22 protein-coding genes are annotated in these 25,569 nt (G+C 44.8%); 16 read left to right on the forward strand and 6 right to left on the reverse strand.

Going from position 1 to position 25,569, the window contains the following annotated elements; translation table 11 throughout:
* The first annotated feature begins 4 nt into the window (after positions 1 to 4).
* Complete coding sequence (locus J2Z34_RS09665; RefSeq protein WP_209459660.1) at positions 5 to 1,897, forward strand: DUF2075 domain-containing protein; 1,893 nt, start codon at positions 5 to 7, stop codon at positions 1,895 to 1,897.
* Positions 1,898 to 2,164: 267 nt separating this feature from the next.
* On the opposite strand, the gene J2Z34_RS09670 is transcribed toward J2Z34_RS09665, so the two are convergent.
* A complete protein-coding gene (locus J2Z34_RS09670) occupies positions 2,165 to 3,016 on the reverse strand; it encodes an EFR1 family ferrodoxin (protein ID WP_209459661.1) in 852 nt (283 codons plus the stop codon).
* A gap of 650 nt (positions 3,017 to 3,666) precedes the next feature.
* Between J2Z34_RS09670 and J2Z34_RS09675 the strand changes: the two genes are divergently transcribed.
* From J2Z34_RS09675 to J2Z34_RS09695, 5 genes are all read left to right on the forward strand, one after another.
* Positions 3,667 to 4,398, forward strand: a complete 732-nt coding sequence (locus tag J2Z34_RS09675; RefSeq protein ID WP_209459662.1) for a lysoplasmalogenase family protein — start codon at positions 3,667 to 3,669, stop codon at positions 4,396 to 4,398.
* Positions 4,399 to 4,528: 130 nt separating this feature from the next.
* Positions 4,529 to 5,623, forward strand: coding sequence for an Ldh family oxidoreductase (locus tag J2Z34_RS09680; RefSeq protein ID WP_209459663.1), 1,095 nt, complete (start codon positions 4,529 to 4,531; stop codon positions 5,621 to 5,623).
* Between the two features lie 75 nt (positions 5,624 to 5,698).
* A complete protein-coding gene (locus J2Z34_RS09685; protein WP_209459664.1) occupies positions 5,699 to 5,941 on the forward strand; it encodes a hypothetical protein in 243 nt (80 codons plus the stop codon).
* Between the two features lie 203 nt (positions 5,942 to 6,144).
* Entirely contained in the window at positions 6,145 to 6,594 is a 450-nt protein-coding gene (locus tag J2Z34_RS09690; RefSeq protein WP_209459665.1) for a hypothetical protein, read from the forward strand.
* Positions 6,595 to 6,755: 161 nt separating this feature from the next.
* Positions 6,756 to 8,783, forward strand: a complete 2,028-nt coding sequence (locus tag J2Z34_RS09695; protein WP_209459666.1) for a penicillin-binding transpeptidase domain-containing protein — start codon at positions 6,756 to 6,758, stop codon at positions 8,781 to 8,783.
* Positions 8,784 to 8,845: 62 nt separating this feature from the next.
* On the opposite strand, the gene J2Z34_RS09700 is transcribed toward J2Z34_RS09695, so the two are convergent.
* From J2Z34_RS09700 to J2Z34_RS09720, 5 genes are all read right to left on the reverse strand, one after another.
* Positions 8,846 to 10,231: an FAD-binding oxidoreductase gene (locus J2Z34_RS09700; RefSeq protein WP_209459667.1), complete on the reverse strand. Its 1,386-nt coding sequence runs from the start codon at positions 10,229 to 10,231 to the stop codon at positions 8,846 to 8,848.
* 24 nt (positions 10,232 to 10,255) lie between these two features.
* The gene (locus J2Z34_RS09705; RefSeq protein WP_209459668.1) at positions 10,256 to 11,416 is read right to left on the reverse strand and encodes a YkvI family membrane protein; all 1,161 of its coding nucleotides are present in this window, start codon (positions 11,414 to 11,416) and stop codon (positions 10,256 to 10,258) included.
* Positions 11,413 to 12,450 (reverse strand): electron transfer flavoprotein subunit alpha/FixB family protein, encoded by a 1,038-nt coding sequence (locus J2Z34_RS09710; protein WP_209459700.1) that lies wholly within the window; start codon positions 12,448 to 12,450, stop codon positions 11,413 to 11,415. The genes J2Z34_RS09705 and J2Z34_RS09710 overlap by 4 nt, the downstream gene beginning before the upstream one ends.
* A complete protein-coding gene (locus J2Z34_RS09715; protein WP_342453145.1) occupies positions 12,440 to 13,261 on the reverse strand; it encodes an electron transfer flavoprotein subunit beta/FixA family protein in 822 nt (273 codons plus the stop codon). The genes J2Z34_RS09710 and J2Z34_RS09715 overlap by 11 nt, the downstream gene beginning before the upstream one ends.
* Positions 13,262 to 13,522: 261 nt before the next feature.
* The gene (locus J2Z34_RS09720; RefSeq protein ID WP_209459669.1) at positions 13,523 to 13,978 is read right to left on the reverse strand and encodes a GyrI-like domain-containing protein; all 456 of its coding nucleotides are present in this window, start codon (positions 13,976 to 13,978) and stop codon (positions 13,523 to 13,525) included.
* Between the two features lie 182 nt (positions 13,979 to 14,160).
* Between J2Z34_RS09720 and J2Z34_RS09725 the strand changes: the two genes are divergently transcribed.
* The 10 genes from J2Z34_RS09725 to J2Z34_RS09770 all read left to right on the forward strand — a co-directional run bounded on the left by J2Z34_RS09725 (position 14,161) and on the right by J2Z34_RS09770 (position 25,563).
* On the forward strand, positions 14,161 to 15,159 hold the full coding sequence (locus J2Z34_RS09725; protein ID WP_209459670.1) for an aromatic acid exporter family protein: 999 nt from the start codon (positions 14,161 to 14,163) through the stop codon (positions 15,157 to 15,159).
* 42 nt (positions 15,160 to 15,201) lie between these two features.
* On the forward strand, positions 15,202 to 16,536 hold the full coding sequence (locus J2Z34_RS09730; RefSeq protein ID WP_209459671.1) for a sigma-54 interaction domain-containing protein: 1,335 nt from the start codon (positions 15,202 to 15,204) through the stop codon (positions 16,534 to 16,536).
* Between the two features lie 264 nt (positions 16,537 to 16,800).
* The gene (locus J2Z34_RS09735; protein ID WP_209459672.1) at positions 16,801 to 18,099 is read left to right on the forward strand and encodes a CitMHS family transporter; all 1,299 of its coding nucleotides are present in this window, start codon (positions 16,801 to 16,803) and stop codon (positions 18,097 to 18,099) included.
* Between the two features lie 16 nt (positions 18,100 to 18,115).
* Entirely contained in the window at positions 18,116 to 19,462 is a 1,347-nt protein-coding gene (locus J2Z34_RS09740) for an acyclic terpene utilization AtuA family protein (protein WP_209459673.1), read from the forward strand.
* On the forward strand, positions 19,459 to 19,761 hold the full coding sequence (locus tag J2Z34_RS09745; protein WP_342453146.1) for an AtuA-related protein: 303 nt from the start codon (positions 19,459 to 19,461) through the stop codon (positions 19,759 to 19,761). Before J2Z34_RS09740 ends, J2Z34_RS09745 begins: the two co-directional genes overlap by 4 nt.
* A 191-nt stretch (positions 19,762 to 19,952) precedes the next feature.
* Entirely contained in the window at positions 19,953 to 21,251 is a 1,299-nt protein-coding gene (locus tag J2Z34_RS09750; RefSeq protein WP_209459674.1) for a glycosyltransferase, read from the forward strand.
* 197 nt (positions 21,252 to 21,448) lie between these two features.
* Entirely contained in the window at positions 21,449 to 22,825 is a 1,377-nt protein-coding gene (locus J2Z34_RS09755) for a GntP family permease (RefSeq protein WP_209459675.1), read from the forward strand.
* A 65-nt stretch (positions 22,826 to 22,890) separates the two neighbouring features.
* Positions 22,891 to 23,853 carry a Gfo/Idh/MocA family protein gene (locus J2Z34_RS09760; RefSeq protein WP_209459676.1) on the forward strand — a complete coding sequence of 321 codons (963 nt, stop codon included), beginning with the start codon at positions 22,891 to 22,893 and terminating at the stop codon, positions 23,851 to 23,853.
* 104 nt (positions 23,854 to 23,957) lie between these two features.
* Positions 23,958 to 24,299 carry a cytochrome b5 domain-containing protein gene (locus J2Z34_RS09765; protein WP_209459677.1) on the forward strand — a complete coding sequence of 114 codons (342 nt, stop codon included), beginning with the start codon at positions 23,958 to 23,960 and terminating at the stop codon, positions 24,297 to 24,299.
* A gap of 139 nt (positions 24,300 to 24,438) precedes the next feature.
* The gene (locus J2Z34_RS09770; protein WP_209459678.1) at positions 24,439 to 25,563 is read left to right on the forward strand and encodes a hypothetical protein; all 1,125 of its coding nucleotides are present in this window, start codon (positions 24,439 to 24,441) and stop codon (positions 25,561 to 25,563) included.
* Positions 25,564 to 25,569: the final 6 nt, after the last annotated feature.

Genomic DNA, 25,569 nt, shown 5'->3' on the forward strand with positions numbered 1-25,569 from the left:
TCTGATGATAATATACAAGAACGATGTTGAGGGATTCAGGAATGCTGTTGACAACAATCGGATAGTTCCTGACATAGTGAAGGAATACACTGAGAAGTATGGCCGAAAGGTAAATGACAACGAGAGGAAATCGTGGAACAACTCTCTTAAATTCATGGAGACAGCACTAAGGAAATCAAATGTTCCCGGAGACTGCGGTGTTCTGATTGAATATAACATACCCTCAACCAGTAAAAGGATAGATTTCATTGTTTCTGGACATGATGGAGAGGGGAATGCAAATTTTGTAATTGTCGAGCTTAAACAATGGGAAAAGGCTGCAGCTACTAAGAAGGAAGACCTGGTCTCAGCATATGTCGGTGGAGGTGTTCGTGAGGTTTCACATCCGTCATACCAGGCTTATTCATATAAAAAATTCCTGACAGACATGAATGAAGCGGTATACACGAAGAATATTCAACCTTACTCTTGCGCGTATCTGCATAACTATATCTCAAATCATCCCGAACCACTGACACTTCCACAGTATTCTGAAATCATTATGGATTCTCCAGTATTCTTCTCACAGGATATCAATAGGCTTGAAGCCTTTATTAAGAAATACGTGGGGATGGGGAATGGAAAGCACATACTTTATCAGATTGAAAATGGCAAGATCAGGCCATCCAGAAAATTTGTTGAATACATTGCAGAAATGTTTGATGGAAATGAAGTCTATACTCTGCTTGATGAACAAAAGGTAGCTTTCTCAAATATTATGGAATATGCTCTGGACTCACAGTGTAAAACAACCATAATCGTCAATGGTGGACCTGGTACAGGGAAATCTGTGGTTGCAATGAATGCATTGGTTGAACTTCTGAAACATGGATTGAATCCTAAATTCATAGCACCGAACGCATCTTTCAAGGAGACTATAATCAGCATGCTTTCAGGAAGCAGAAAATACTCCAAGAAGAGGATTGCAGCATTGTTCTCAGGTTCTGGCTCCTTTTGGAATGCACTTGATGACGAATTCGATGCGATGATTGTCGATGAGGCTCACAGGTTAAAGAAAAAAGGAACTTACATGTATAAAGGCATTAGCCAGGTTGATGATGTTATCAAAGCTTCAAGGGTAAATGTATTCTTCATTGACGATCATCAGAGGATACGCCCAGATGACGAAGGTACAGTTGAAAGGATACGAGAGGTTGCGCTGGCTAGGGATTCTGAAGTTGTATATGTTGAGCTTGAAGCTCAATTCAGATGTGCAGGTGCGGATGGCTTCATGAACTGGATTGATCACACACTTGGAATCAGAGAAACAGGTAATTTTGATGGTTGGGACGAAGGTACATTTGAATTTGAGCTTGTAGACAATCCACATGACCTCGTGAGTAAAATCAAGCAAAAGAACTCTTTAGGATTCAAATCGAGAATCCTGGCAGGGTATGCATGGGAATGGACAAGTGCAAAGGATGGCAATCCAAACTCAGAGATTGAAGATGTAACCATCGAGGAACACGGATTCAGAATGCCATGGAATAGCAGGAGCAGTCAGTATACATGGGCATCTGATGACGATAAGCAGGACCAGATAGGATGCATCCACACATCCCAGGGACTAGAGTTCGATTACGTTGGAATAATTATCGGAAATGACTTGAGATTCAATCCGATGACAAATGAGATTTATGGAAGCTACAACGACTATAAGGATTCCACTGGAAAGAAGGGGTTGAAAGAAAATCCTGCTGAACTGACAAGACTGATCAAGAACATATATCGAGTCTTACTGTCACGTGGAATGAAAGGCTGCTATGTATATTGTCGTGACAGCTACCTGAATGACTATCTGGCCTCAAGGCTAAGCAAGGAAACTAAATCCTTCTCATACCCATTTGGAACAGAGTAATGAATTGAATTAATGTATCTAAATAAGGGTTGTATTCGCACATATCAATGAGGTCGTTCTACACAAATTAAAAGCTAGTCAAGGATTATTCCGAAAAGTGCAGTTCCGAAGTTTAATATTTCAAAATGCACACTCCCTCATGTAAAATTCTACAAGGGGCAGTGTGCATTTTAAATAGTCTTGTTATTAATCTAATGTTAATTTGAACACTATATTAGTTATATCTGAATGTGCATGTGAGATTGGGGCAGAAGGGAAATTACCAAGTCAATAGATTTCAATTTTCCCATTATGGAGCCTTACCTTAGATTTCTCAATTTTAGGGTCTCTCATGATTTTCTTTACGTTATAATTCATGATAGGATTCATCATTGCGGTACTCATTGGAGATTTAATTGCCTCCCTAGGACAATGCATTTCACAAGAGAGACACATTATGCATTTACTATCCCAGCTGGGATAGCCTTCATTATCATGATTTAGGTTATGTACAGGGCAACCCTTGACGCAGATATCACACCTTATGCATTTCTCCTTGTCGAGCTTGAATTGCTTTTGATGATATCTTTGGACAAGGCTTCGACTTAGCATCATTTGCTCAAACCGATAAATCAATGGGGGAGAAATATGTGACTCCGGCCAAAGTCTGTCAGCATTCCCAGAACCCATATCGTATCCGAATTTCTGAGCCTTTGCCAGGTCATCAGCATTCGGATGGCCAGGTGATGCAAAACATCCTCGACTGATATAGCCTAGAAAATAATCTGCACCATGGCAGTAAAACCAGCCCTGAATGTCAAAGCCACTCTTCAGCATTGTATTTTTCAGGAATTCGCCTGCGTTCCAGGCATATGTACCATATGTTAGAAATGCAAACGACCTGATCTTTTTTACTTTGGATAGACTTTCAATGCATTCCAGTACATTGATTGGTATTTGGTATACATAAACAGGAGTGCCGATACCTAACAGGTCATAACTATCCAAATTCGGAGGAGAATCATCCTTGATATTACACAGGGTGGTTTCGACACCAGCCTGGTTCAATCCTATTGAAATGCTTTTTGCAACTTGAGATGTTGAATTCGTAAGGGAGTAGTAAATGATCAGACATTTCATACTGGATCATCTCCTTAGAAAGTGCTTTTTCGAATTAACTACAGACTGAAGCGACCAAAGGGGCTTAATATAAAGTTTCGGATAGATCAGACGCTTCTATAACGAAACTACATTAAGCAACAATTGAGGAACTTCAGGAAGATAGAGTTTCCTGATAGAAAAATAATTCAATATGAATCATTGGAGCATCAGATAGTAGCTTAAAGCTACTATCTGAGTATATTAGAACACACCGTTATTGAAAAATGGTGCCAATAATGTTGCGCTTCCATAAACTAACTGTCAACTATCTGTAAATTCAAATTAATTGTTTATACGTATCGAAATGACGTGTCGAAAAATAAACCAGGAGAATTGGATAATAGTAGGGAATGTTGTGAGAAAAGATGCATTATCTGCTAATATAGCAATGTGATTCTGTGAAATTTCAAAGTGATGCATGTTTGAATTTCTGAAAGCACCTGACTAGGAGGACTCGCTATACCGGAAGTAACAATAAACAGAAAATTGATACAATTGGTAAAGATGGTGTGTAAGCGTAGTATAATATAAGTAATATTGAAGAATATGTTCAATTCTGAACTCATGATGTTACATTCCTATATCTGTTTTTTCTAGTCATTCAATATATATTAAAGGGGATGTCTGTAATGAGAAATACCCAAAGAATTATTCTTGCTGTCTATCTATTTCTGACACTCGTCATAATTTTCATGGATACCATTTATCGGGATGATAATCCCGCATTATATGTCACATTTGCTGTCAGAGTCAGTATGTTCATTACTGTAGTTGCCATAAAGAAGAGATACATGGAACAGAAGCTTATTGCACTGGCTTTTGCATTCACTGTAATTTCTGACTACTTTTTCGTCTTTGTGTATACTTTTGATAAGGCAGTTTCTAATAGCCAATTATTTGGAATGATTGGATTCATTGGAGCATACCTGTGTCTGATTATAACTTTCAGAAAGAACTTCAAAATCGGTAAAGCTGAACTGATAACCATAGCACCCTTTGCAGTAATATTCACAGTCTTGTTCTTGTCACTTCAGCAGTATGCAGAAGGTGTCATGTATCCCGCAGGTATTGTATTGGGGATAATACTCTGCATCTTCGGCATGACAATGGTATCCACATTGTTCAGAGGCTATTTCTCAAAACGTGTGGCATGGCTGCTCGCAATTGCTGGGTGCATGATGTTCTTCAGCGACCTGTTTGTAGCTCTTGCGCTTTACCACCCAGACTTCAAGGTGTTTCTGCTATGGAGGGAAATCGTGGTTGTAGCCACATACGTTCCAGCATGGACACTACTCATGTTGGTTGCCTCTGAGGAACATCTCTATGCCGGAATCAAGGCTATAAATACAATTTCGGACTGATTCTAACAACTGAGTGCGACTGAATTCCAATCATCCAAAAACACTTCGAAATTAGAAATCAGCTACAATCAACGGTCAAAGCTGATAGAATAAGAATATGGATTATTAAGAAACGAGAATGGAGAACTATATGAGCACTCACTTTTTTACTTATGATGAACTTAAGGTATTTTGCGAAGCTGCATTTCACAGGTTCGGATTTTCAGAACAGGACAGTGCGGTAATCACTGATGTACTGCTGCTTGCTGATTTGTATGGAATTGATTCCCACGGTACAAACAGGATTGTCATGTATCATGATCAGATTAGGGCGGGATATATCGATATTAATGCGAAGCCGCGGATAGTGTCTGAAACACCGGTATCAGCAGTCGTAGACGGGATGAGCGGCATGGGCCAGCTGGTTTCGGAATTTGCCATGAAGAAGGCAATTTCTCTGGCAAAATCATCAGGTATCGGACTTGTAACGGTACGGAATTCCAATCATTACGGCATTGCCGGATACTACTCGCTTATGGCATGCAATGAAGGGTTTTTGGGGATATCAATGACGAATTCATTGGCTGCTGTCGTACCGACCTTTGGCAGGGCTCCCATGCTCGGGACAAATCCATTCGCATTCAGCTTCCCGGCTGCTCCACAGCCATTCCATTTTGATGCATCAACTTCAGTAGTCACGGTAGGAAAGGCTGAGGTAGCCAGCAAGCTCGGGAAAGCACTTCCTGTGGGCTGGGGAATAAATTCTGAGGGTCATGATGAGCTAAACCCGGCAGAGCTTCTTAAAGGGATCTACGCTGGAGTGGCGGGACTGCATCCATTGGGCGGAGGTACCGAGGAACATGGAGGGCACAAGGGGTATGGCTTCTCCATGGTTGTAGAGATACTATGTTCCATAATGTCAGGAGGCAACACATCAAACCATGTGGAATCTGAGGAAGGCAAATCAGGAGTATGCCACTTTTTCGCAGCTATAGATCCTAAGATTTTTGGAGACCCTTCAGCAATACAGAAGAATCTTGAGACCTTCCTGGATGAATTAAGGCATTCACCGAAAGCTGATGGCAAAAACAGGATTTATACCCATGGTGAGAAGGAAGCTGAAGCCTACACGAGACGCTTAGCAGATGGTATCCCTGTAAATGAGAGGACAATCGTGGAAATGAAGGATTTGGCTGGTTACCTGAAAATGGATTTTCATAGTTACTTTCCGGACCTGAAGAAATAAGAAACTGGCAACTGAATGCTGCAAACTGCTAGGACAGCTTTGCAGCACAAATTCATAATATGAGGAGCTGATTTTGTGATTAGGAAAATACTTTATGGCATAGTCGGGAGTGTCTTTTTTCTTATAGTCGGACTTATCGTTGGGCTTATAGTAGGATCGTTCATTGGAGGAAACTTCATGATGGACTTTGAGTTCGCAGGAAACAGAGGCTATGAGGCTACTGGTATCATTGGTGCAATGGTCGGCGGCCCAATGGGCGCAATTGCGGGAATAATCATAGGGGTAAGCTTCGCGTCACGGAATGTGCGTAACCAATAAAGTAAATTCATACATCAGTTAGATTTCAGTAGAATCCAGACACTAACACCTATGAAATTATCAGATTATTGCGACAAAATATTGGATATGGGTCATCTAATGGATTACTATATGATATACTTTAGTTAATAAGTGAAGAGTCGCAGATTGGCAGCTGGCAGTGCAGCTGCTTAACAGACTATGATGCATGGAGGATTGGAGAAATGAAGAAGGAGAATGTCCTTTCAATCTTGCTCAAGATGGCAGCAATAGGAGCTGGCGGGATATTTGTGCTTGCAGCAACCTATATGGGGTATTTTGCAATCTACATGTTCGTTGAAACGGTATTTTTTTCTGATAACATTGGGAACACGCCTGCTGAAGCCATTCGTATCTCATATTCCTTATTTCTTCTTTTTATGTACTTTGCTCTACTTCGGACTGATGCTCCGCAGCTTCTTAAGGCAATACTTATTGTAGCTCCTTTAACCATGCTGATGGTTGCAGCTATACTTGGTCTTTATCTGAAGCCGCTTCTGTCCATACTTGCTGCCAGTGCAATAGTTGGCATATTCATCTTCCTTATGCGAAGGTCGAGGAAGCCATGGATTTATTACTTCGCAATCGCAATATCAGTATTATTTTCAATGGCCTATGCATGGCCAAGGGAGTGAGAAAATCCGCTGTTTTAGGTAAAGCCAATGAAATATGGCTTATACCTCTTCTTAAGATATGACAAGAAGGCCAGAATTGAAAAGAGCAGCCAAAGTACATTTCAATTGAAGTGCTTCATCTTTTTTGGTCATTGTCCGTTCTTGAAAGGAAGTGAAAACCAATGAAGAAGCTATTATTCTTTTTATTCATCATATTATTTTTGATCGCAGCTACTTCATGCGACGAAGAAAAGCATGATCCTCTCGGAACCTATAACTCATACAAGGCAGCTTTTGCTGCAATGGATTATAGTGCCATGTATGACAATCTTGACTCATCGAGCAAATCGAAGATGACAAAGGAAGCATATGTAGAGCTTTATAAAGACTTCTATGGTGCGATTTCAGTTACGGAGGCTTCTGTTACTGACAGGATGGAGGACATTGACCTGCAGAGGAAAGCTGAAGGTGAAGAAACAATTAGGGTTCCTGTTGATATCAACCTCGTTACAGGAATCGGCGCAAAAAAATTCAGCACAGACATCAAGCTGGTCAGGGAGTCCGACCAGGATGAGAATCAGAACTTCATGGTCAGCTTCTCATTGGACCTGGTGTATGAGGGTTTCAAGAGTACGGATAAAATCGTGGAGCAGGAGGTAGGACCTGAGAGGGGACGGATACTTGACAGGAACATGAAGGTGCTGGCAGAGGATAGAGAGGTCATCTGGATTGGAATGGTGCCTGGGCAGTTTGGCAACGTCAGAGAGAAGTCCATAGATGCATTGGCTTCAGCCTTCGGAGTATCAAGGGGCTACATAACCGGCAGGCTGGGGCTCTCTTGGGTCAAGCCAGAGACTTTTGTCGATATGATCAAGGTTTCAATGGATGACAAGGCAGCCGTAGAGGCTCTCATTGTCTCGAATTCAGGAATAACCTACAGGATAACCAGGGACAGGATATATCCATATGGTGAGGCTGCAGCACATCTGACAGGATTTGTAGGACTTGCAACCCGTGAAGAATATGCAGTTCTCAAGACACTTGGATACTCAATAACCGCGAAAGCCGGAAGGTCAGGCCTGGAGATCATCTATGAGGAAGAGCTCAGAGGAAGGACCGGGACACAGAAGGTTCTGGTGGACAAGGATGGCAATCTCAAGGAGGTCCTTTCAAACGACCACAATAACAGAGGCAAGGACATTGTGCTTACAATTGACATCGACCAGCAGCTTAAGCTGTATGGTGCCATGTCAGGAGATAAAGGCACAGCCTCTCTCGTTAATTATAAGGATGGAGAGATCCTTGCTCTCGTAAGCCTTCCATCCTATGACCCGAACAGGATGATTCTGGGGCATACCGAGGCTTACTATGACAGCCTGTTGAAGGATGCAGGGAAACCACTCCTTAACCGGTTCACCAAGCTATACCCTCCAGGCGCGACGCTTGTACCACTTGTATCAGCTTCAGCCATAGAGACAGGAAGTCAGGCTGTAAGCCTTATTTCTGAGGTGCAGGGTACATCCTGGCAGAAGGAACCCTCGTGGGGAAGCTACTTTATAAAAAGAGCCACTGACCCGGGTACACCAGTAGACCTGGAAAAGGCGTTCATAAATTCCGACAATATATTCTTCGCCCAGATGGCTCTTAAGCTCGGAGAGAAGGAATTCATAGAAGCCCTGCAAAGGTTTGGAATAAGCGAAGACCATGATGCCACCTTCGATTTCCAGAAGTCTCAGGCAGCAAATTTAGGAGCCATGAACAGTGAGATCCTTCTTGCAGACAGCGGTTATGGACAGGGACAGGTTCTTTTCAATAGTCTCACGCTCCCAAGAGCGTTGACAGCCATAGCTGACAGCGGGAATCTGAAGGGCATTAAGCTGGTAAAGGATGCACCCCAGGCGGAGACTAGGAATGTGCTTTCTGCTGAGACTGCAAACCGGGTTCTGGAACTTATGAGAAAGAGTGTTGATGATCCCACTGGCACAGGCAATGCCGCATTCATAGAAGGGCGTGCCATAGCAGGAAAGACAGGTATTTCAGAGGTAGGATCCGGAACCGCCAGGACAAGGTACGGTTGGTTTACTGCCATTGAGCTTGACGAAGGGAGTCCATATATTACGACAGTAATGGTTGAAGGACTGGGGGACAGAGGTCCTGGATATGCTGCAGGGAAGGTCAGGGCATTCCTGACAGGGCAGCTTCCTGATTAGAAATTTGAATTAATTGAAAAACGAGATACATGTCTAATGACGTGCATCTCGTTTTTTGGTTGTTATAAATCTACTATTGTTCCCGGATTGAGTATTCCATTTGGATCGAATGCTCTTTTTACACCCTTCATTATTTCGATTTCCCTGTCAGTATACTGAAGTGGCATATAGGATTTACGGGTTTTGCCTGTGCCGTGCTCGGCTGTTATTGCTCCGCCGTACTTCATGGCAGCTTTGTAGATATCGAGCCTTATATCCTCGAACCAGGATGGCTTTTCACCGTTTTCCTTCATGACAAAGTTGTGTATATTGCCGTCTCCGATATGCCCAACGCATGGAAGAGTAGTGTTGTATTTTGCTGCGATCTCATCAAGGTCCCTGACAAAATAAGGTACCGATGCAGGAGGAACAGATATGTCCATTCCGTCTATCGCATGCTCGATGAATGCAGTATATACATTGCTCCTTATCTGGAGTATGTTTCTCTGGTCCTTTGCGGTCTCAGCAATGATGCTGTCTACTGCATTGAATTTCTCAGCTATCTCAACGATGGCCTCACTCTTTGCAAACAGGTCATCCTCGGTGCCTTCCTCAAGGATTATCATGAGGTCCACGATTCCTTCCTTAGCTGGCCATACGAGTCCCATATGCCTTGCTGCCTCTTCAATCACATTCTTCTCCACATATTCTATGGCAAGTGGAGTTATTCCTGACTGGAGGATTGCCGGAACCGTATCTGAGGCATCCTGCCTGCTGTCAAAGGATACAAGGAGGGTCCCGGTGTGGTTCTGCTTTGCATACAGCTTCAGGATTACCTTGGTTATTATACCAAGGGTACCTTCGCTTCCCACCATCATGTGGAGGAGATCGTAGCCTGTATTGTTCTTGATGAGCTTTCCGCCTAAGGTGACTATCTCGCCTGTAGGCAGGACAACTTCAAGTCCCTTGACATGGTTTCTCATGATCCCATGCTTTACAGCACTGACCCCGCCGGCGTTTTCCGCAACCATTCCGCCAAGCTGAGCTCCCTCATCTCCTGGATGGATAGGGAAGAACAAGCCCTTGGTTTTTTTGAGTTCTTCGTTCAGCTGTGCCAGAGTTACTCCGCTGTCAGCAATGACCATGAGGTTCTTGTCATCTACCTCTATGTTCTTTGAGAGTCTTTCCATGGAGAGTATAATGCCAGGTCTGTCAGGGATGACAGCGCCGTTGAGTCCCGTGCCGCCGCCTCTTGGTATTATAGGAATAAGCGCCTTGTTGGCATATTTCACGATTTCAGAGATTTCCTTCGTATCCTTTGGCTTGGCTACAACAACATCTGTGCATGCCTCAGGCTTGAGATATTCCTCAGTCTCGTCATAAAGGTAGTTCCCGATTTTTGAGAGGTCGCTGACAACATAGTCATCACCGCATATTTCCTTAAGTCTTCCAATTATTTCAATATCCATTTGTTCCTCCTGACTATGAGTCTACTAAGCGTTCTCAGTTGTGTTCTGAGATTTGGTGAAGAGTCGTCCAAGGTAAAACTTGAGTACGATCGGCAGGATTATGACGAATACCGAGATATATCCAAGGGTACCGTATCCCTTGGCGATAAGCGGTATCAGACCGAACTGCGCGATGGACCAGGTTATCATGACATATACTGCAGAAACTATGATGCTCCTGTTTCTTTCCTTTGCCTTGAAGGCAGCTTCGTTGTCATTTTTGCCCATCAGTATGACAACCCTCTGGGTAATTCCATATATGAGGTTGACGCCGGTTGATACTGCTCCAAGAAGTATGAGAACTGAAACGAGAGGAACCATCCATCCTGCTCCGACACCGTTTCTGATAACTGTAAGTGCAGGTACTGATTCGGTGAGTATTCCGTCGTTCAAGAAAATAAGAAGTCCGAGGACTGTCATTAAGAGCATGGAAGCATTGAGCACGAAGCCGAGTACTGAGGCTTTCAGTATGTCCTTCTTGTCCTCAAGTGCGCTTGAATGTGCGATATACGCTCCGATAACCACCGACTGGAAGCCAGCATACTTCAGGGTTGTCCAAAGGGCATCAAACAGTCCGAGACCGGAAGCCTGAGGAGCAGCTGACAGAGCTGACAGGTTCTCCGAGATTTTCGGGAAGCCTGCAATGATGTTCGGTATGTATATTATGAACATGCCGGCTATTATTGCAATTGCTATTACACTTGCAGCTCTTCTTACGAACTTCGCCCCGAAGACTGTCAAAAGCAGGAGAGCAGCTGCGATAAGCGCTGTGTTGAACAGGTAGCTTGTTCCGAATACCGACTTCATTGTAGCGCCACCTGTTGCGAAAGCAACTGCAGTTGCCGTTATGAGTGTCAGGTTATAGAGAAGCTCATAGACATTCGACATTACCTTTTCGACTGGCTTATAGAACTTGTCGGTCCAGACCCTGTAATAGAAGGCTTTGTTTTCGAATGCATACATCCAGGCCGCGTAGAGTACAATTGCTATTACTGCCTGAGAAATAACGGGCATTATTATTGCGTATTTTCCATATCTTACGAAATACTCGACAACCTGTCTTCCGGAAGCGAAGCCGCCTCCGAAGTGTGTGGTGAACCATAGGAATGCCAGTGAAAGGTAGATCTTTTCAGTTGATTTCTTCATTTGTTATTCCCCCCGTTGGATAATATTGAAGCAACAGCGTCTGAAGATGAGGAAGCAGCTTTTTCTTTTTTTATCCTCTCGATTAGCTGAGGTATGATCTCATATATATCCCCGACTATCCCGTAGTCAGCCACATTGAATATCGGGGCTGACGGATCTGAATTTATTGCTATTATTACCTCAGAATCCATCATGCCGGCGAGATGCTGGGGCGCTCCTGATATTCCGCAGGCGATATAGACCTTGGGTTTGACCCTGTTGCCGCTATATCCCACCTGATGCTCCCTTGGTATAAAGCCTGCCTCCACCATAGGCCTTGAGGATCCCACAGAGCCACCTAAAAGGACAGCCAGCTCCTCAAGCATCCTAAAGTCCTCGGGGCTCCTTAATCCTGAACCGCCTGATACAACCACTTCAGCACTTGAGATGTCAAACCCGCTTGATTCAAGCTCTTTTATGAACTCCAGAGAAGGATTCTTTGAACCGCACTCCTTAAGTCGAATTATCTCTCCTGTTCTTCCAGGTACCCTTTCAGCCTCATCGAACTCCTTGTACCTGACCGTAGCCATCTGAGGCATTGAATCAGAAAGAATCTGAGCCAAAATGTTCTCTGAGAAGGCAGGACGTATCTGTACCAGGTGTCCGTCCTCATCTACATCAAGGTCTGTGCAGTCTGCTGTAAGGCCTGTCCTTAAGCCTGCTGCGACCCTAGGGGCCACTGACCTTCCGAGGGATGTGGCTCCTATAAGGAATACCTCAGGTCTTATCTCCTCGGTAAGCCTTATCAGATTCTCAGCAAACACATATTCATCTGGAAGAGAAAAGGCAGACTCATCCTCAACTACAAAAACCTTGTCCGCACCTCTTTCAATCAGTTCGGCACATGACATGCCAAAAGGACCCAGCACTGCAGCATACAGTTCTGAGCCTAATTTTTCTGCTATTTTTCTTCCTACACCAAGCAACTCGAAGCTTACCTTGTGCAGCTTTCCATTTTTTTGCTCCGCAAAAACGAGCACTCCCTTAGATTCCATCACCCTGCATAACCTCCAAAACCTTCGTATCCTTCAAAACTTCGATCAGGGTATCTATTGCCATTGGTATGTCTTCCCTGTAGACTGAGCCTGCTCTCTCTGCAGATTCAGGAATCACAATCTTCCTTACCCTTGTAGCAGAACCTTTAAGTCCGGTTTCCTCTTCTTTCAGGTAACCTTCAAGGCCATCCAGTCCAAGTACCGGTATTTCTGCCTTCCTGGCCTTCATCTTGCTCTTCAGCGATGGAAGCCTTGGTGAAGAGATATCCTTTGTGACTGTAACGAGTACTGGGAACTTTAGCTTCTTCTGGTATCTTCCGTCCCATATCCTGGTTGTGACAGTAACAGAAGACTCATCGACATCATCGATGCTTTCCGCATAGCCTGCATGCGGGATTCCAAGCAGCTCAGCTATCTCAGGTCCTACCTGGCCTGTATCGCCGTCTACAGTCTGCATTCCAGCCAGTACGAGGCTGTAGGGTCCGGTGCTCCTGATACCTGCGGCGAGAGTCATTGCCGTGGCCTTGACATCAGCACCACCGAATTTCCTGTCACTTAGCAGCACTCCGTTTGAGGCGCCTCTTGCTATGGCCTCCCTTATGGCTTCCTTTGCGCTTGGCGGTCCCATGCTGATGACGAATACTTCAGCACCAGTCTTCTCTGAGATCTGCACTGCAGCCTCCAATGCATTCAGGTCAAATGGGTTAATTTCAGTCCCGGCTGAATTCCTGTCAATTACTCCTCGTTCTCTATCGAACTTGACCTCTTCCATATCGGGAACCTGCTTGATCAGAACTACTATCCTATCCACTACGTATCCTCCTATTCGATTTCTGCAGGTCTTTATTCAATTGTCATATTGTCATCAGAAGTCTGGCTGGAATTATCAAAATTCCATAATATGCATATTTCGTATGACAATATGTTTAAATTTAACTTTATCAAACTTTTGACACCATAACAAGCATATGTGACAAAATTGTTAATAATCCGTAAAGTCAGAAATGAAAATAGAAAAAAAGAAGCCTCATAGTGTGCTGATTTTCATCATATCACGCTATGCGGCTTTGGATCACTTTACTGCTATTCTGATCATTGTAAGAAGCTCAGCCTCAGGTGCATCGCCGGGACTGTTAAGGTAGGTCTCATAGTACGCGCCGACAGGAGACAGGTCATGGATTTCCATCCACCTCATCATTTCGCCATAGACCTCGGGAAACTTGGAATACGGGCCTTTGTGAAGGCACTCCACAGCAGTGTGTGCTCTTATGAAGGAAGCATGTATGGCTCCTTGCCCTGGCAGAGGAGAAACTACCGGGAATCCGATCTCTATGTCCAGGTCATCCATTTCATTGTTGTAGTAGGCAACATAAGGAGGGCCTCCAGGAGATTCGCCGAGATATTCGAGATATGTCGCAATCTTCATGAATCCGTCGCCAATTGCGTCCTTCAGTCCTTCAAGGCTTGTACGTCTTCTTATCATAAGCACTGGAAACTCTTCAATTTCCCTTAAATTAATTTCAGACATCATAACACCCCCCCAATTTTAAGCGGGATTATTTCCCTAACTGAATTATAGTACAGAACTTTGAAATAACGATGAACACCAGCTGAGAAAGGAACCATCAAACTGTTCAAAAAACTTTGAAATGGTATTTGTTACGATGTATATTAATAACAGACGGTTCTACAAAGATTGGAGTGTTGCTGATGGATAAGATAAGGAAGGTAATAGGTTACAGGACCCTGAAGACTGCAGTTGGTGCAGCGATAGCTGTATTCATATCACAGCTGATAGGGCTGAGCTATGCTGCAAATTCAGGAATAATTGTCATACTTAGTGTGCAGAGCACGAAGAAGAAATCGAGGGACCTTGCCCTTCAGAGGCTTCTTGCAACGATTCTCGCACTCGCGACGGGGACGGTAGTATTCTCGATTATGGGCTTTACTGCTCTGTCGTTCGGAGTTTATCTCCTGATTTTCATACCATTAGCAGTGAAATTTAAATTCCATGACGCAATTGTTCCGTGCTCAGTCCTTGTATCACATATACTTTCAGTAAAGTCTGTTGCACCGAACTGGCTTCTGAATGAGTTCATGCAGATGGTCATAGGTGCCGGAGTAGGGCTAATTATGAACATGCACATACCAAGCGTTGAAGGCAAGCTGTGTGAAGACATAGCGATTATCGAAGAGGGCATTAAGAATGTGCTTAAGGATATGGCAGCCTGTCTGAGAAAGCCACTTGAGATGAAACTAGAGGAAAGCTATCTGATAAATCTTGGAGCAGCCCTTGGAGAAGGAAGGGAAAGGGCGGTTATAGAGGCGTCAAACCATCCTGGCGGGGAAGTAACATATTTTATGAGATACATGGACATGCGAAACAGCCAGTATGAGCTGCTGAAGCACATGGGTAAGTATGTACAGCGAGTGAAATTCATAAACGAACAGTCTGAAATGGCGGCAAAGCTTACGGATTATGTGGCCGCTCAGGTAAGCGAGCCAAATACCAAGGATGCTGCCTTCACAGGGCTTGAGGAATACAGGGAAATATTCAGAACCATGGAGCTTCCGAAGACAAGGGAGGAGTTCGAGAACAGGGCGTCTCTCTATGAGTACGTGAACGACCTGGAAAATTTCATTAACGTGAAAAGGAGCTTCATAGCATCACTTACAGAAATCGAGAAACAGAAGTTCGGGAAAAGGTAAGAGGCTCTAAGGCATAAGCCATAGGGCACGGGAGGTTCATCAGTGGTTATTGATACCTGGATCAGGTCAGTCTTCGATTCACTATATGATGGAATACTGATAATCGGGAAGGATGAAAACGTCAAGTATGTCAATGCATCCTATACGAGGATAACCGGCGTAAAAGAAGAAGATATCGTGGGAAAAAAGCTCAGGGAAGTAAGGCACGGCGCCAGGCTTCCTAACGTGCTTCAGACCAGAAAGCCCATAGTTGGAGCGCTTCGTGAGGAAAATGGCATTGATTACGTTGTGAACATGTCCCCGATACTTTCAAAGGGAGAAGTGGTCGGTGCGATTTCAATCGTAAGCACCATTGATGATGCACTGGACCTGTCACAAACTCTGAACAGGTATCAGTCGAAGATCGCGAAGCTTGAAGGAAGGATGAAGGCTATACAGCGGGCAAGATACACCATGGATGACATGGTGGCGACAGATCCCAAATCCAGGGAGCTAAAGAAGCTGCTTTTGAGAATTTCGAAGAAGGATACCACGATCCTTCTGACTGGTGAAAGCGGAACAGGAAAGGAAATGGCAGCTCAGGCGATCCATAACGCATCTGACAGGGCGGGCGGCCCATTCATCGCAGTGAATTGCGCATCATTCGGTGGCAACCTGCTTGAGAGTGAGCTGTTCGGCTATGAGGAGGGCTCATTCACGGGAGCAAGGAAGGATGGAAAGCTGGGACTTTTCGAGGCTGCAGACGGCGGGACCATATTCCTTGATGAGATCGCTGAAATAGGTGCGGAGGTTCAGGCGAAGCTATTAAGGACCCTTCAGGAAAAGACTGTCAGGAGGATCGGCGGAATCAGGGAAATCTCAGTCGATGTGAGGGTACTAGCCGCAACAAACAGGGACCTGGAATCCATGGTTTCATCCGGGACCTTCAGGGAGGACCTCTTTTACAGGCTGTCTGTCTTTCCAGTGACGCTGCCCCCGCTCAGAGAGCGGAGGGAGGACATCATCCCGCTCGCTGAAGGGTTCCTCCTTCAGCACAAGAATGACCTCAAGAGTGACATAAGCCTCGGCGATGATGCCAGGAAGATGCTGACTTCATACAGATGGCCGGGAAACATTAGGGAGCTTAAAAATTCCATGGAATTTGCAGTCAACATGATGGAGAATGAAGTAATTACAGGACGAAATCTCCCCGCAAGAATTCAGGCATCAATGGAAGACAAGTTCAAGGCTGAAAGCCTGTCAGAAATGGTGAGGAAATTCGAGAGGGAAGAGATAGTGAAGCTTCTGAACCTCCATGGACATACGCTGGAGGGCAAGAAAAAGGTGGCTGAAATTCTTGGAATATCCCTTGCAAGCCTATACAGCAAGATAAAGTAGAGTACCCGGATCATCCTCAGGGATATCCGGGTTTCCAGTTTTCTGGAATTTCGTGAATTTATTCCAAAAAACTGGAATATGCTGGAAAATAACGATTTCATGGAGATGCTTTTTGAGAAAGTAAGGGAAATATTCCAAAATACTGGAAATGTCAGTCTGTAAAATTAATGGAGAATGCCTGATTTACAATGGATTTAAAGTTTAGACAGACTTGGCATGACAATTGCTTAACATAAAGTGAAATAATTATTCAGGAGGAATCTTATGTTAGCATTTCTTGGTTTGGCAACAGTACTGCTGCTTCTTGTTCTGGTAATGACGAAAAAGGCAACCCCGGTTGTAGCGCTCATAGCGGTGCCTACACTTACTGCACTCATCGCAGGGTCAGGCCTTAAGGTCGGAACGTTCATCACCAATGGTATCAAGACCATTGCTCCTACTGGAGTCATGTTCATCTTCGCAATACTCTTTTTCGGTATCCTCAGTGACGCCGGAACATTCAATCCGATCATAAACAAGATACTCAAGGTTGTAGGCAAGAATCCGGCAAAGATAACAGTCGGAACCGCAATACTTGCAATGATCGTTCATCTAGACGGTTCAGGAGCTGTAACTTTCCTTGTTACAATTCCAGCGATGCTTCCGCTTTACGATGCACTTGGCATGAAGAGGTCGGTGCTGGCTACAGTCACAGCACTTGCAGCAGGAACCATGAACATCGTTCCATGGGGCGGACCTACGCTAAGGGCTGCAACAGCACTTAACATAGAGATAACAAAGCTTTTCAATCCGGTTCTTGTACCTATGCTCTCAGGTATTGCATTCGTTCTCTTCGTTGCATACTATCTTGGAAACAAGGAGAAGAAGAGACTTGGAAACCTCGAGACAGATGATGCATCAGTTCATGAGGTTACAGTTGATGCAGAAAAGGAAAAGATGCTTAGACCAAACCTTTTCATATTCAACATACTGCTTATCATTGCGGCAATAGCAGTCATGATATCAGCAAAACTGCCTCCTCAGGTAGTATTCATGTTCGCATTCTGCATAGCGCTCATTGTCAACTATCCTAAGGTTTCAGACCAGAGGGCGAGGGTCGATGCTCATGCGAAGGAAGCCCTGATGATGGCGAGTGTCCTGTTCGCTGCAGGTGCATTCACAGGAATCATGAAGGATTCAGGAATGATAACCGCAATGTCAGAGTTCATGGTTGCCATGATACCGCAGTCACTTGGCAAGCTCATACCTCTTGTAACAGGTATCGTTGCTATGCCGCTAAGCCTCATATTTGACCCTGATTCATACTACTTCGGTGTAATGCCGGTTATCGCTAACGCTGCATCCCAGTTTGGAGTAGATCCTGTTATGGTTGGAAGAGCTTCCATACTTGGACAGATGACAACAGGATTCCCGGTAAGTCCGCTCACTGCAGCCACATTCCTTTTGACAGGACTTACAGGAGTGGACCTTGGAGAGCATCAGAAGAATACAATACCATGGGCATTCGCAGCTACGATAATAATGCTTGTTGTAGCAGTTGTCATGGGTGTAGTAGCCATATAGGCGAACGGAGGAAGAAATGAAGAAGTTAAGGATAGGAAGTGGAGCAGGATATGCAGGGGACAGGCTTGAGCCTGCCCTGGTGCTCATGGAAAAGGGTGAAATAGACTATATAGGATTCGAGTGCCTGGCTGAGAGGACAATAGCCATAGCTCAGCAGGAGAAGCTGAAGAATCCGGATAAGGGCTATAATGCTCTTCTTGAGATGAGGATGGAGAAGGTGCTACCGCTTGCCTACAAGAACAAGGTCAAGGTAATCACCAACATGGGCGCTGCAAATCCGGACGGAGCAGCCAGAGTCGTCGCAAAGATGGCTGAGGATATGGGACTTAAAGGCATGAAGATTGCCAGCGTAAGCGGAGATGATGTCCTTGGAATGTTGGACAAGTACCAGGACACAACAGTCTGGGAAACAGGAGAGGCACTCAAGGCTCTCGATGGCGAAGTAGTCTCAGCCAATGCATATCTTGGTATCGAAGGGATCGTTGAGGCTCTGGCAAACGGAGCAGATATTATAATAACAGGAAGGGTTGCTGACCCTGCCCTGTTCCTTGCACCACTTGTGCATGAATTCGGATGGAAGACAGACTCATGGGACCTTCTTGGCAAGGGAACCCTCATCGGTCACCTGCTTGAGTGTGGTGGCCAGGTAACTGGCGGATACTATGCTGATCCCGGCAGGAAGGATGTGCCAAACCTTTCAGAGCTTGGATTTCCGATCATCGAGGTCGATGAGGCTGGAGAATTCATAGTGACCAAGGTTGAAGGAACAGGTGGCCTTGTAACAAAGGACACCTGCGCTGAACAGATGATTTATGAGATTCATGACCCTGAGAAGTACCTCACTCCAGATGTGGTTGCGGATTTCTCAAAGGTATCCTTTGAGAACACAGCCAAGGATGTGGTGAGGGCGACTGGAGCTTCAGGAAGCAAGAAAACTGAGACACTCAAGGTAAGCATCGGATACAGGGATTGCTTCACTGGAGAGGGCGAAATCAGCTACGGCGGACCTGGCTGCTATAACAGAGCAGTCCTTGCAGGGCAGATAGTCGAGGAAAGACTGAAGCTCAGGCAGATACCGGTAGATGAACTCAGGATAGAGATAATAGGAGTTAACTCACTTTACAGGAATCAGGACAGGGTTCTCGGACAGTCTCCTGATGAAGTAAGGCTTAGGGTTGCAGCAAGGACAAAGACTTTGGCTGACGCTAAGAAAATCGGCGAGGAAGTTGAGACACTTTATACCAACGGTCCTGCCGGAGGCGGCGGAGCGACAAAGTCATCAGCGGAAATAGTTTCCGTAGCTTCAATCCTCATCTCCAGAAATGATGTGGACGTATGCGTTAAGTATCAGGAGGTGAAATGATGAAACTTTGGGAGATCGCACACTCAAGGACCGGAGACAAGGGAAACATATCAAACATTTCCCTGATAGCATATGACATGAAGGATTTTGAACTTATCAAAGAAAAGGTTACACCTGAAAAGGTAAAGGACTTTTTCAAGGATATCGTAAAGAGCGAAGTTGTAAGGTATGAGCTGCCAAATGTAGGCGCACTCAATTTCGTCATGTACGATGCACTTGGTGGTGGCGTCACAAGGTCACTGTCCCTGGACAAGCATGGAAAGAGCCTCAGTTCATACATACTTGAAATGGAAATCTAATACAGTCTGCAGGCGGATGTGAAAACTTCCGCCTTAACCTTTGTATGTAGTATTCTCTGCATACAAATCTGTCGAATGTGGACTATGTAACCATATCTTAATTCATTTTTAACACTTCATAAGCTATAATATAGTTGTTGTGGTGCAAAATAGAGTGCCAGGCTATGTGATTCAGCAGTTTTGGAGGAGCCATGGACAAGTTGACAGTAGGACTATTCAATGATTCTTTCCCGCCTACCATTGATGGTGTGGCAAATGCGACCTATAACTATGCGAGGGTCATAAATGAAAAGCATGGAAATGTAGTGGTTGCGACGCCATATTATCCTGATGTTGAGGACGATTATCCATTTGAGGTAATAAGGTACCCCAGCGCAAACGTAAGCAAAAAGCTAGGCTACAGGATGGGGTATCCGTTTAGTGCAGCGGTGATCTCAAGGCTTAGGGAATTGAAGATTGATGTCATACACAGCCATTGCCCGTTTGCTTCAACAATGCTCGCAAGAGCACTCAGGAGCTTTACAGGAGCTCCGGTCATACTGACATATCATACTAAGTTCGATTACGATATAGAGAAGAGAACAGATTCCACTGCTCTGCGGAAGGCAACTGCAAGATTCATGATGGCTAACATTAATGCCTGTGATGAAGTCTGGGTCGTATCTGAAGGAGCAGGTGAAAACCTGAGGTCCATGGGCTATGAGGGAAGCTACCTGGTAATGGAGAATGGAGCTGACTATAAGGTGGGCAGGTCTACTCCGGAGAATATGGAGAGGGTAAGGGAAAAGCATGGGCTGGACCTTCAAACCCCAACCTTCCTCTACGTAGGCAGAATGATGTGGTACAAGGGAATCAGGCTTACACTTGATTCACTGAAGATAGCAAAGGAAATGGGCAAGAGCTTCAGGATGATCTTCGTAGGAGAAGGTGTTGACCGTCCTGAAATAATGGAATATGCGAAGGAGTGCGGTCTTATGGACTGCTGCATCTTCACCGGAGCAATATACGACAGAGACGAGCTTAAGATATATTACAGCATAGCTGACCTATTCATATTCACATCCACCTATGACACTAACGGACTTGTTGTAAGGGAGGCAGCCTCAGCTTACTGCCCGAGTCTTCTAATTCGGGACAGCTGTGCATCCGAAGGAGTCGAGCATGATATTTCAGGACTCATCGCTGATGAAAATGCAGAAAGTATTGCACGGGAGATAATTAGGGCTTGCAATGACCGGGCATGGATTGCTGAGCTTGGAACGGGAGCAGCGACGAAGGTATACATTTCCTGGGAGGATGCAATAGAAAAGGCATATTCCAGGTACAGGACAGTTGTTGAGGACTTCAAGGAAAGAACCAGAGCTGAAGTTGAAGATTCGATGGTCATGAAAAGGATCGTGAGACTCAGGAAGGGCTACATGAAGGGCAAGCTTACGGCTCAGGATACCTACAAGAGAACAAGCAAGAGAATAAAGGACATATTCCAATAGAGGTCCGGCCTAGTGCGCTTTTCAGCGTCATTAGGCCGGATTATTATTGCGATAAAATGGTCATACCAAAGTTTGAGTAAATGTTTACATGGCATTCTTCAGATGATAATATGAAATAGGAAGGAATATTATTTATATCCTTATATCACATATTAGTTGAATGTTCTTTCCAAATATTATTTAGACGGAGGGATATTATGTCTGGAATCACACTAATCATCACCTTTGCAATTTCCATCGTTGTAATGATCCTCGCTATCTCAAAGTTCAAGCTTCATCCTTTCCTCGCAATCATGGGAACATCTCTTGTTCTGGGTATGATTGTAGGAATACCGCTGAAGGACCTGCCGGGAGTGCTCGGTGCAGGCTTCTCGGGAATATTCACATCAATCGGACTTGTAATTATACTAGGTGCTCTAATCGGAATCATACTTGAAAAGACAGGTGCAGCTGTAAAGCTGGCTGAAATAGTCGTAGGAATAGTCGGAAAGAAAAGACCTGAGCTCGCTATGCTTATAATGGGCTGGGTAGTTTCAATACCTGTATTCTGCGACTCCGGCTTCGTAATACTAGATCCTATAAGAAAAGCGATGGTCAAGAAGACCAAAACATCAGCAGTAGCTACTGCAGTCGCACTTTCTGCAGGACTCTACACATCTCACGTGTTCATACCTCCTACTCCCGGTCCTATAGCAGCTGCAGGAACTCTGGGTCTGGCTGATAACCTGCTTCTCGTAATCGGAATGGGTGCTCTGGTTTCAATTCCAACACTGATCGCTGCTTATTTCTTCGCCCTATTCATAGGAAAGAAAGTCAAGTCCATCAGTGAGAAGGAAGAGAAAGTTACTGCTGAAGACTATGACCACATAATGGAGAGCTTTGGAGAACTTCCAAGCGCATTTATGGCCACTGCTCCGATAATTGCGCCTATCTTGCTCATGGCAATGGGATCAATAGCAAACGTGCTTAAGTGGCAGGGTGCAGCTCTTACAATATTTGCTTTCCTCGGTAATCCTCTTATAGCGCTTACAGTTGGACTTCTGTTCGGAATAGCTCTGCTTGTCTCAACCAAGAAGATGCATCTCTTCAACAGCATGACCAATGACACTCTTAAGACAGTCGGACCGATACTATTCGTTACTGCAGCAGGTGGAGTGCTTGGAAGAGTAATAGTAACAGCAGGCTTTGTAGACTATATAAAGGCAAACGCCACATTCATATCAAGCGTAGGTATATTCTTCCCATTCATTATCTCAGCGATTCTGAAGACAGCTCAGGGTTCATCGACAGTGGCTCTGACAACAACTGCCGGAATCATGGGTGCCTACAATGCTTCGGGTACGATGATGGAGGTCCTTGGACTTACATCACCTATGGCTGCTGCTTTGGCTGTAATGGCTATAGCCGCAGGAGCAATGACAGTATCGCATGCAAATGACAGCTACTTCTGGGTTGTTACGAATTTCGGAGAAATGACACCAGAGGATGGCTACAAGACCCAGACTATGGTAACTCTAGTTATGGGACTTGTGAGCATGGCGTTCATATTCCTGCTTTCGCTTGTACTTCTCTAGAAATTTCAGCTGCCGGTATAATGCTGGCAGCATTTTCTTTTTTTTGACATTTGGAGGGAGAAGCCATGGGAAAATTGAGGTACGGAATACTTGGGGCAGCGAACGTGGCTCCAAGATTCATAAGGGCTGTCCAGAACAGTAAAGAAGGGATAGTTGCAGCGATTGCATCAAGAGACAGCCTCAAAGCACAGAGGATGGCAGAGAATCTGGGAGTAAGGAAGTTCTACGGCAGCTACATGGAACTGCTTGAGGATCCTGATATAGATGCTGTGTACATAGCTACACCGAACAGCCTGCACAAGGAACATATGCTTTCAGCTCTTCAGCATGGCAAGCATGTTGTCTGTGAAAAGCCATTTGCACTATATGAATCAGATGCTCATGAGGTATTCAGTCTGGCAAGGGAAAAGGGACTCTTTGTCATGGAGGCACAGAAGTCAGTATTCCTTCCTGTAACTATTAAAATCAAGAAGATGGTAGATTCCGGAGAGCTTGGAAGGATTCATCTTATCGACTATTGCCAGTCAGCTACTGGATTCATCCAGGAATGGTTCTATAGGCGGGAGTCAGGTGGAGGTGCACTGAACGGCAGCCTTAGCTATCCTCTGGAGCATGCGATGTTTCTGACAGGTTCGGAGATTGAAAAGGCAACCGGAACTGCTGCTTTGGGAGAAACCGGTGTCGACCTTCAATGCGCAGTATCTGTGAGCCTTGTGGATGGAACACTGCTCACATCAAGGATCACAACTCTTGTTGAAACAAATGGCATGGCAGTGGTCTGGTGTGAAAAGGGTCATGTGGAGATATCGGATTTCTGGAAGGCAAGAAATGCAAAAGTATTCTTCAATGATGGAAGGACAATTGACATTGGCTATCCCTGCGAGCATGAGATGACCTATGAAGTGGATCATATCAACCGATGCATAATCGATGGATTGCCTGAAAGTCCGGTAATGACCGAAAGGATGACATGCATGTCAGCTAAGGCTTTGGAAGATGTCCGCAGAGACATATGGCAGGATTTGTGACATGGTTTTAACCTTCAGTTAATTCGCGTTCATATTCGATGATTACTGGTTACTTTATTGTATAATATTGTACAAGATATAATTTTATACGAGGAGTTGAAACCATGGACATCAGGAGGATTACGAAGACGGCAATAACCATTGCAGCAGGCTTTCTGATACTCGCAGCTTGTTCCTCGAAGACTCCCGAGACTCCTACAGTCACAGGGCTTGAACTTACGATTGAGGAGCTTGCGGAATTCGATGGCAAGGATGGAGCCAGGGCATACATAGCGGTTGACGGGGTTGTATATGATGTGACAGATGTAAGGGAATGGGCTGGTGGTTCACATTGGGGTAAGTTTACCGCAGGGTTGGACCTGACAACTGAAATAAAGACACTGTCTCCGCATGGAGTATCAAAGCTTTCAGGGGTGCCGGCAGTCGGGAAGATCGTAGATAAATAAGGTGATTTAGGACGGGCCGAAAGGCCCGTTCGGTTTTTCATCGTCTTAGGCCAGACTAGAATATAGTGCGAAGGTAATGAATGGATTCTGAAATGGTGGTAAACTAATATGGAAAGGTGTTAAAGAGGGGAGTGCGGCTATGGGAATCACATTAAGGGAAGCAGCAGCGGGAAAAGTACTGGACGATTTTGTTAAACTTCCATTCAGTCTATATGAGGGTATTGAATCATGGGTACCGCCGATAATTTCTGACAACAGGAAGTATGTCACCGGTAAAAATAATTATATGAACCAGGCGGGACCAAATTCAAGGATAGTAGCTTATCTTGACGGAGTTCCGGCAGGACGGCTTCTCTTTGGGATCAATGAACACCTTAACCATGCGAAGGGGTTCAGGGAAGGATACCTTTCGCTGTTCGAATGCACTGACAACCAGACTGTAGCAAACGCCATGCTTGATTATGCAAGGTCATGGTTTCGGGAGAAAGGCATCGAGTATATGAAGGGACCTCTTTCACTGCCGGGCGGAGACGACTACAGGGGCTTTCTCATCGATAATTTCGATTCTCCCACATATGTTATGCAGACCTATAACCACAAGTACTACAATGATCTCGTAATGGCATACGGATTCGAAAAGTACCTTGACTGCTATGGCTATGACCTAAAGGATGACCAGGAGGATATAAAGAAGTTTGAAAGACTTGTACCTCTTGCCATGAAGCGATATGGCTATACCGTAGACAGAATAGACCTGACTAACATAGACAGGGAAATGAAGGATGTAAAGAAGATAATTGAGATGTCCATGCCGGATGACTGGGATGACTTCATTCCTCCAAGTGACGAAGAGATTGCGCTGGTTGCGAAGCAGCTCCTGCCATATGCCGACCCTGACTTCATATATATTGCAAGGACGCTTGAAGGCGAGCCTATTGGCTTCGATATAGCTCTTCCAGACTACAACATGGTGCTGAAGAGGATGAACGGCAGATTGTTTCCTTTCGGCATGCTGAAGTACATCAAATACAGGAAGAAGATAGACAGGCTGAGGATTTTCGTCCTCTTTGTCGTGCCCGAATACAGGAAGAGGGGAGTGTCAGGTGCAATCTACCTCAACATGTGGAGAAAGGGAATAGAGAAGGGCTACAAGAGGGGTGAAGCCTCTACCATCTGGGAATACAACAAGCCAATGATAACTGATATAAAGGAGTTTATCGGGGAGCCTTACAAGACATACAGGCTCTACAGGATGGACGTTTAGGACAAG

It is taken from the genome of Youngiibacter multivorans (assembly GCF_017873395.1).
GTDB lineage: Bacteria > Bacillota > Clostridia > Clostridiales > Clostridiaceae > Youngiibacter > Youngiibacter multivorans.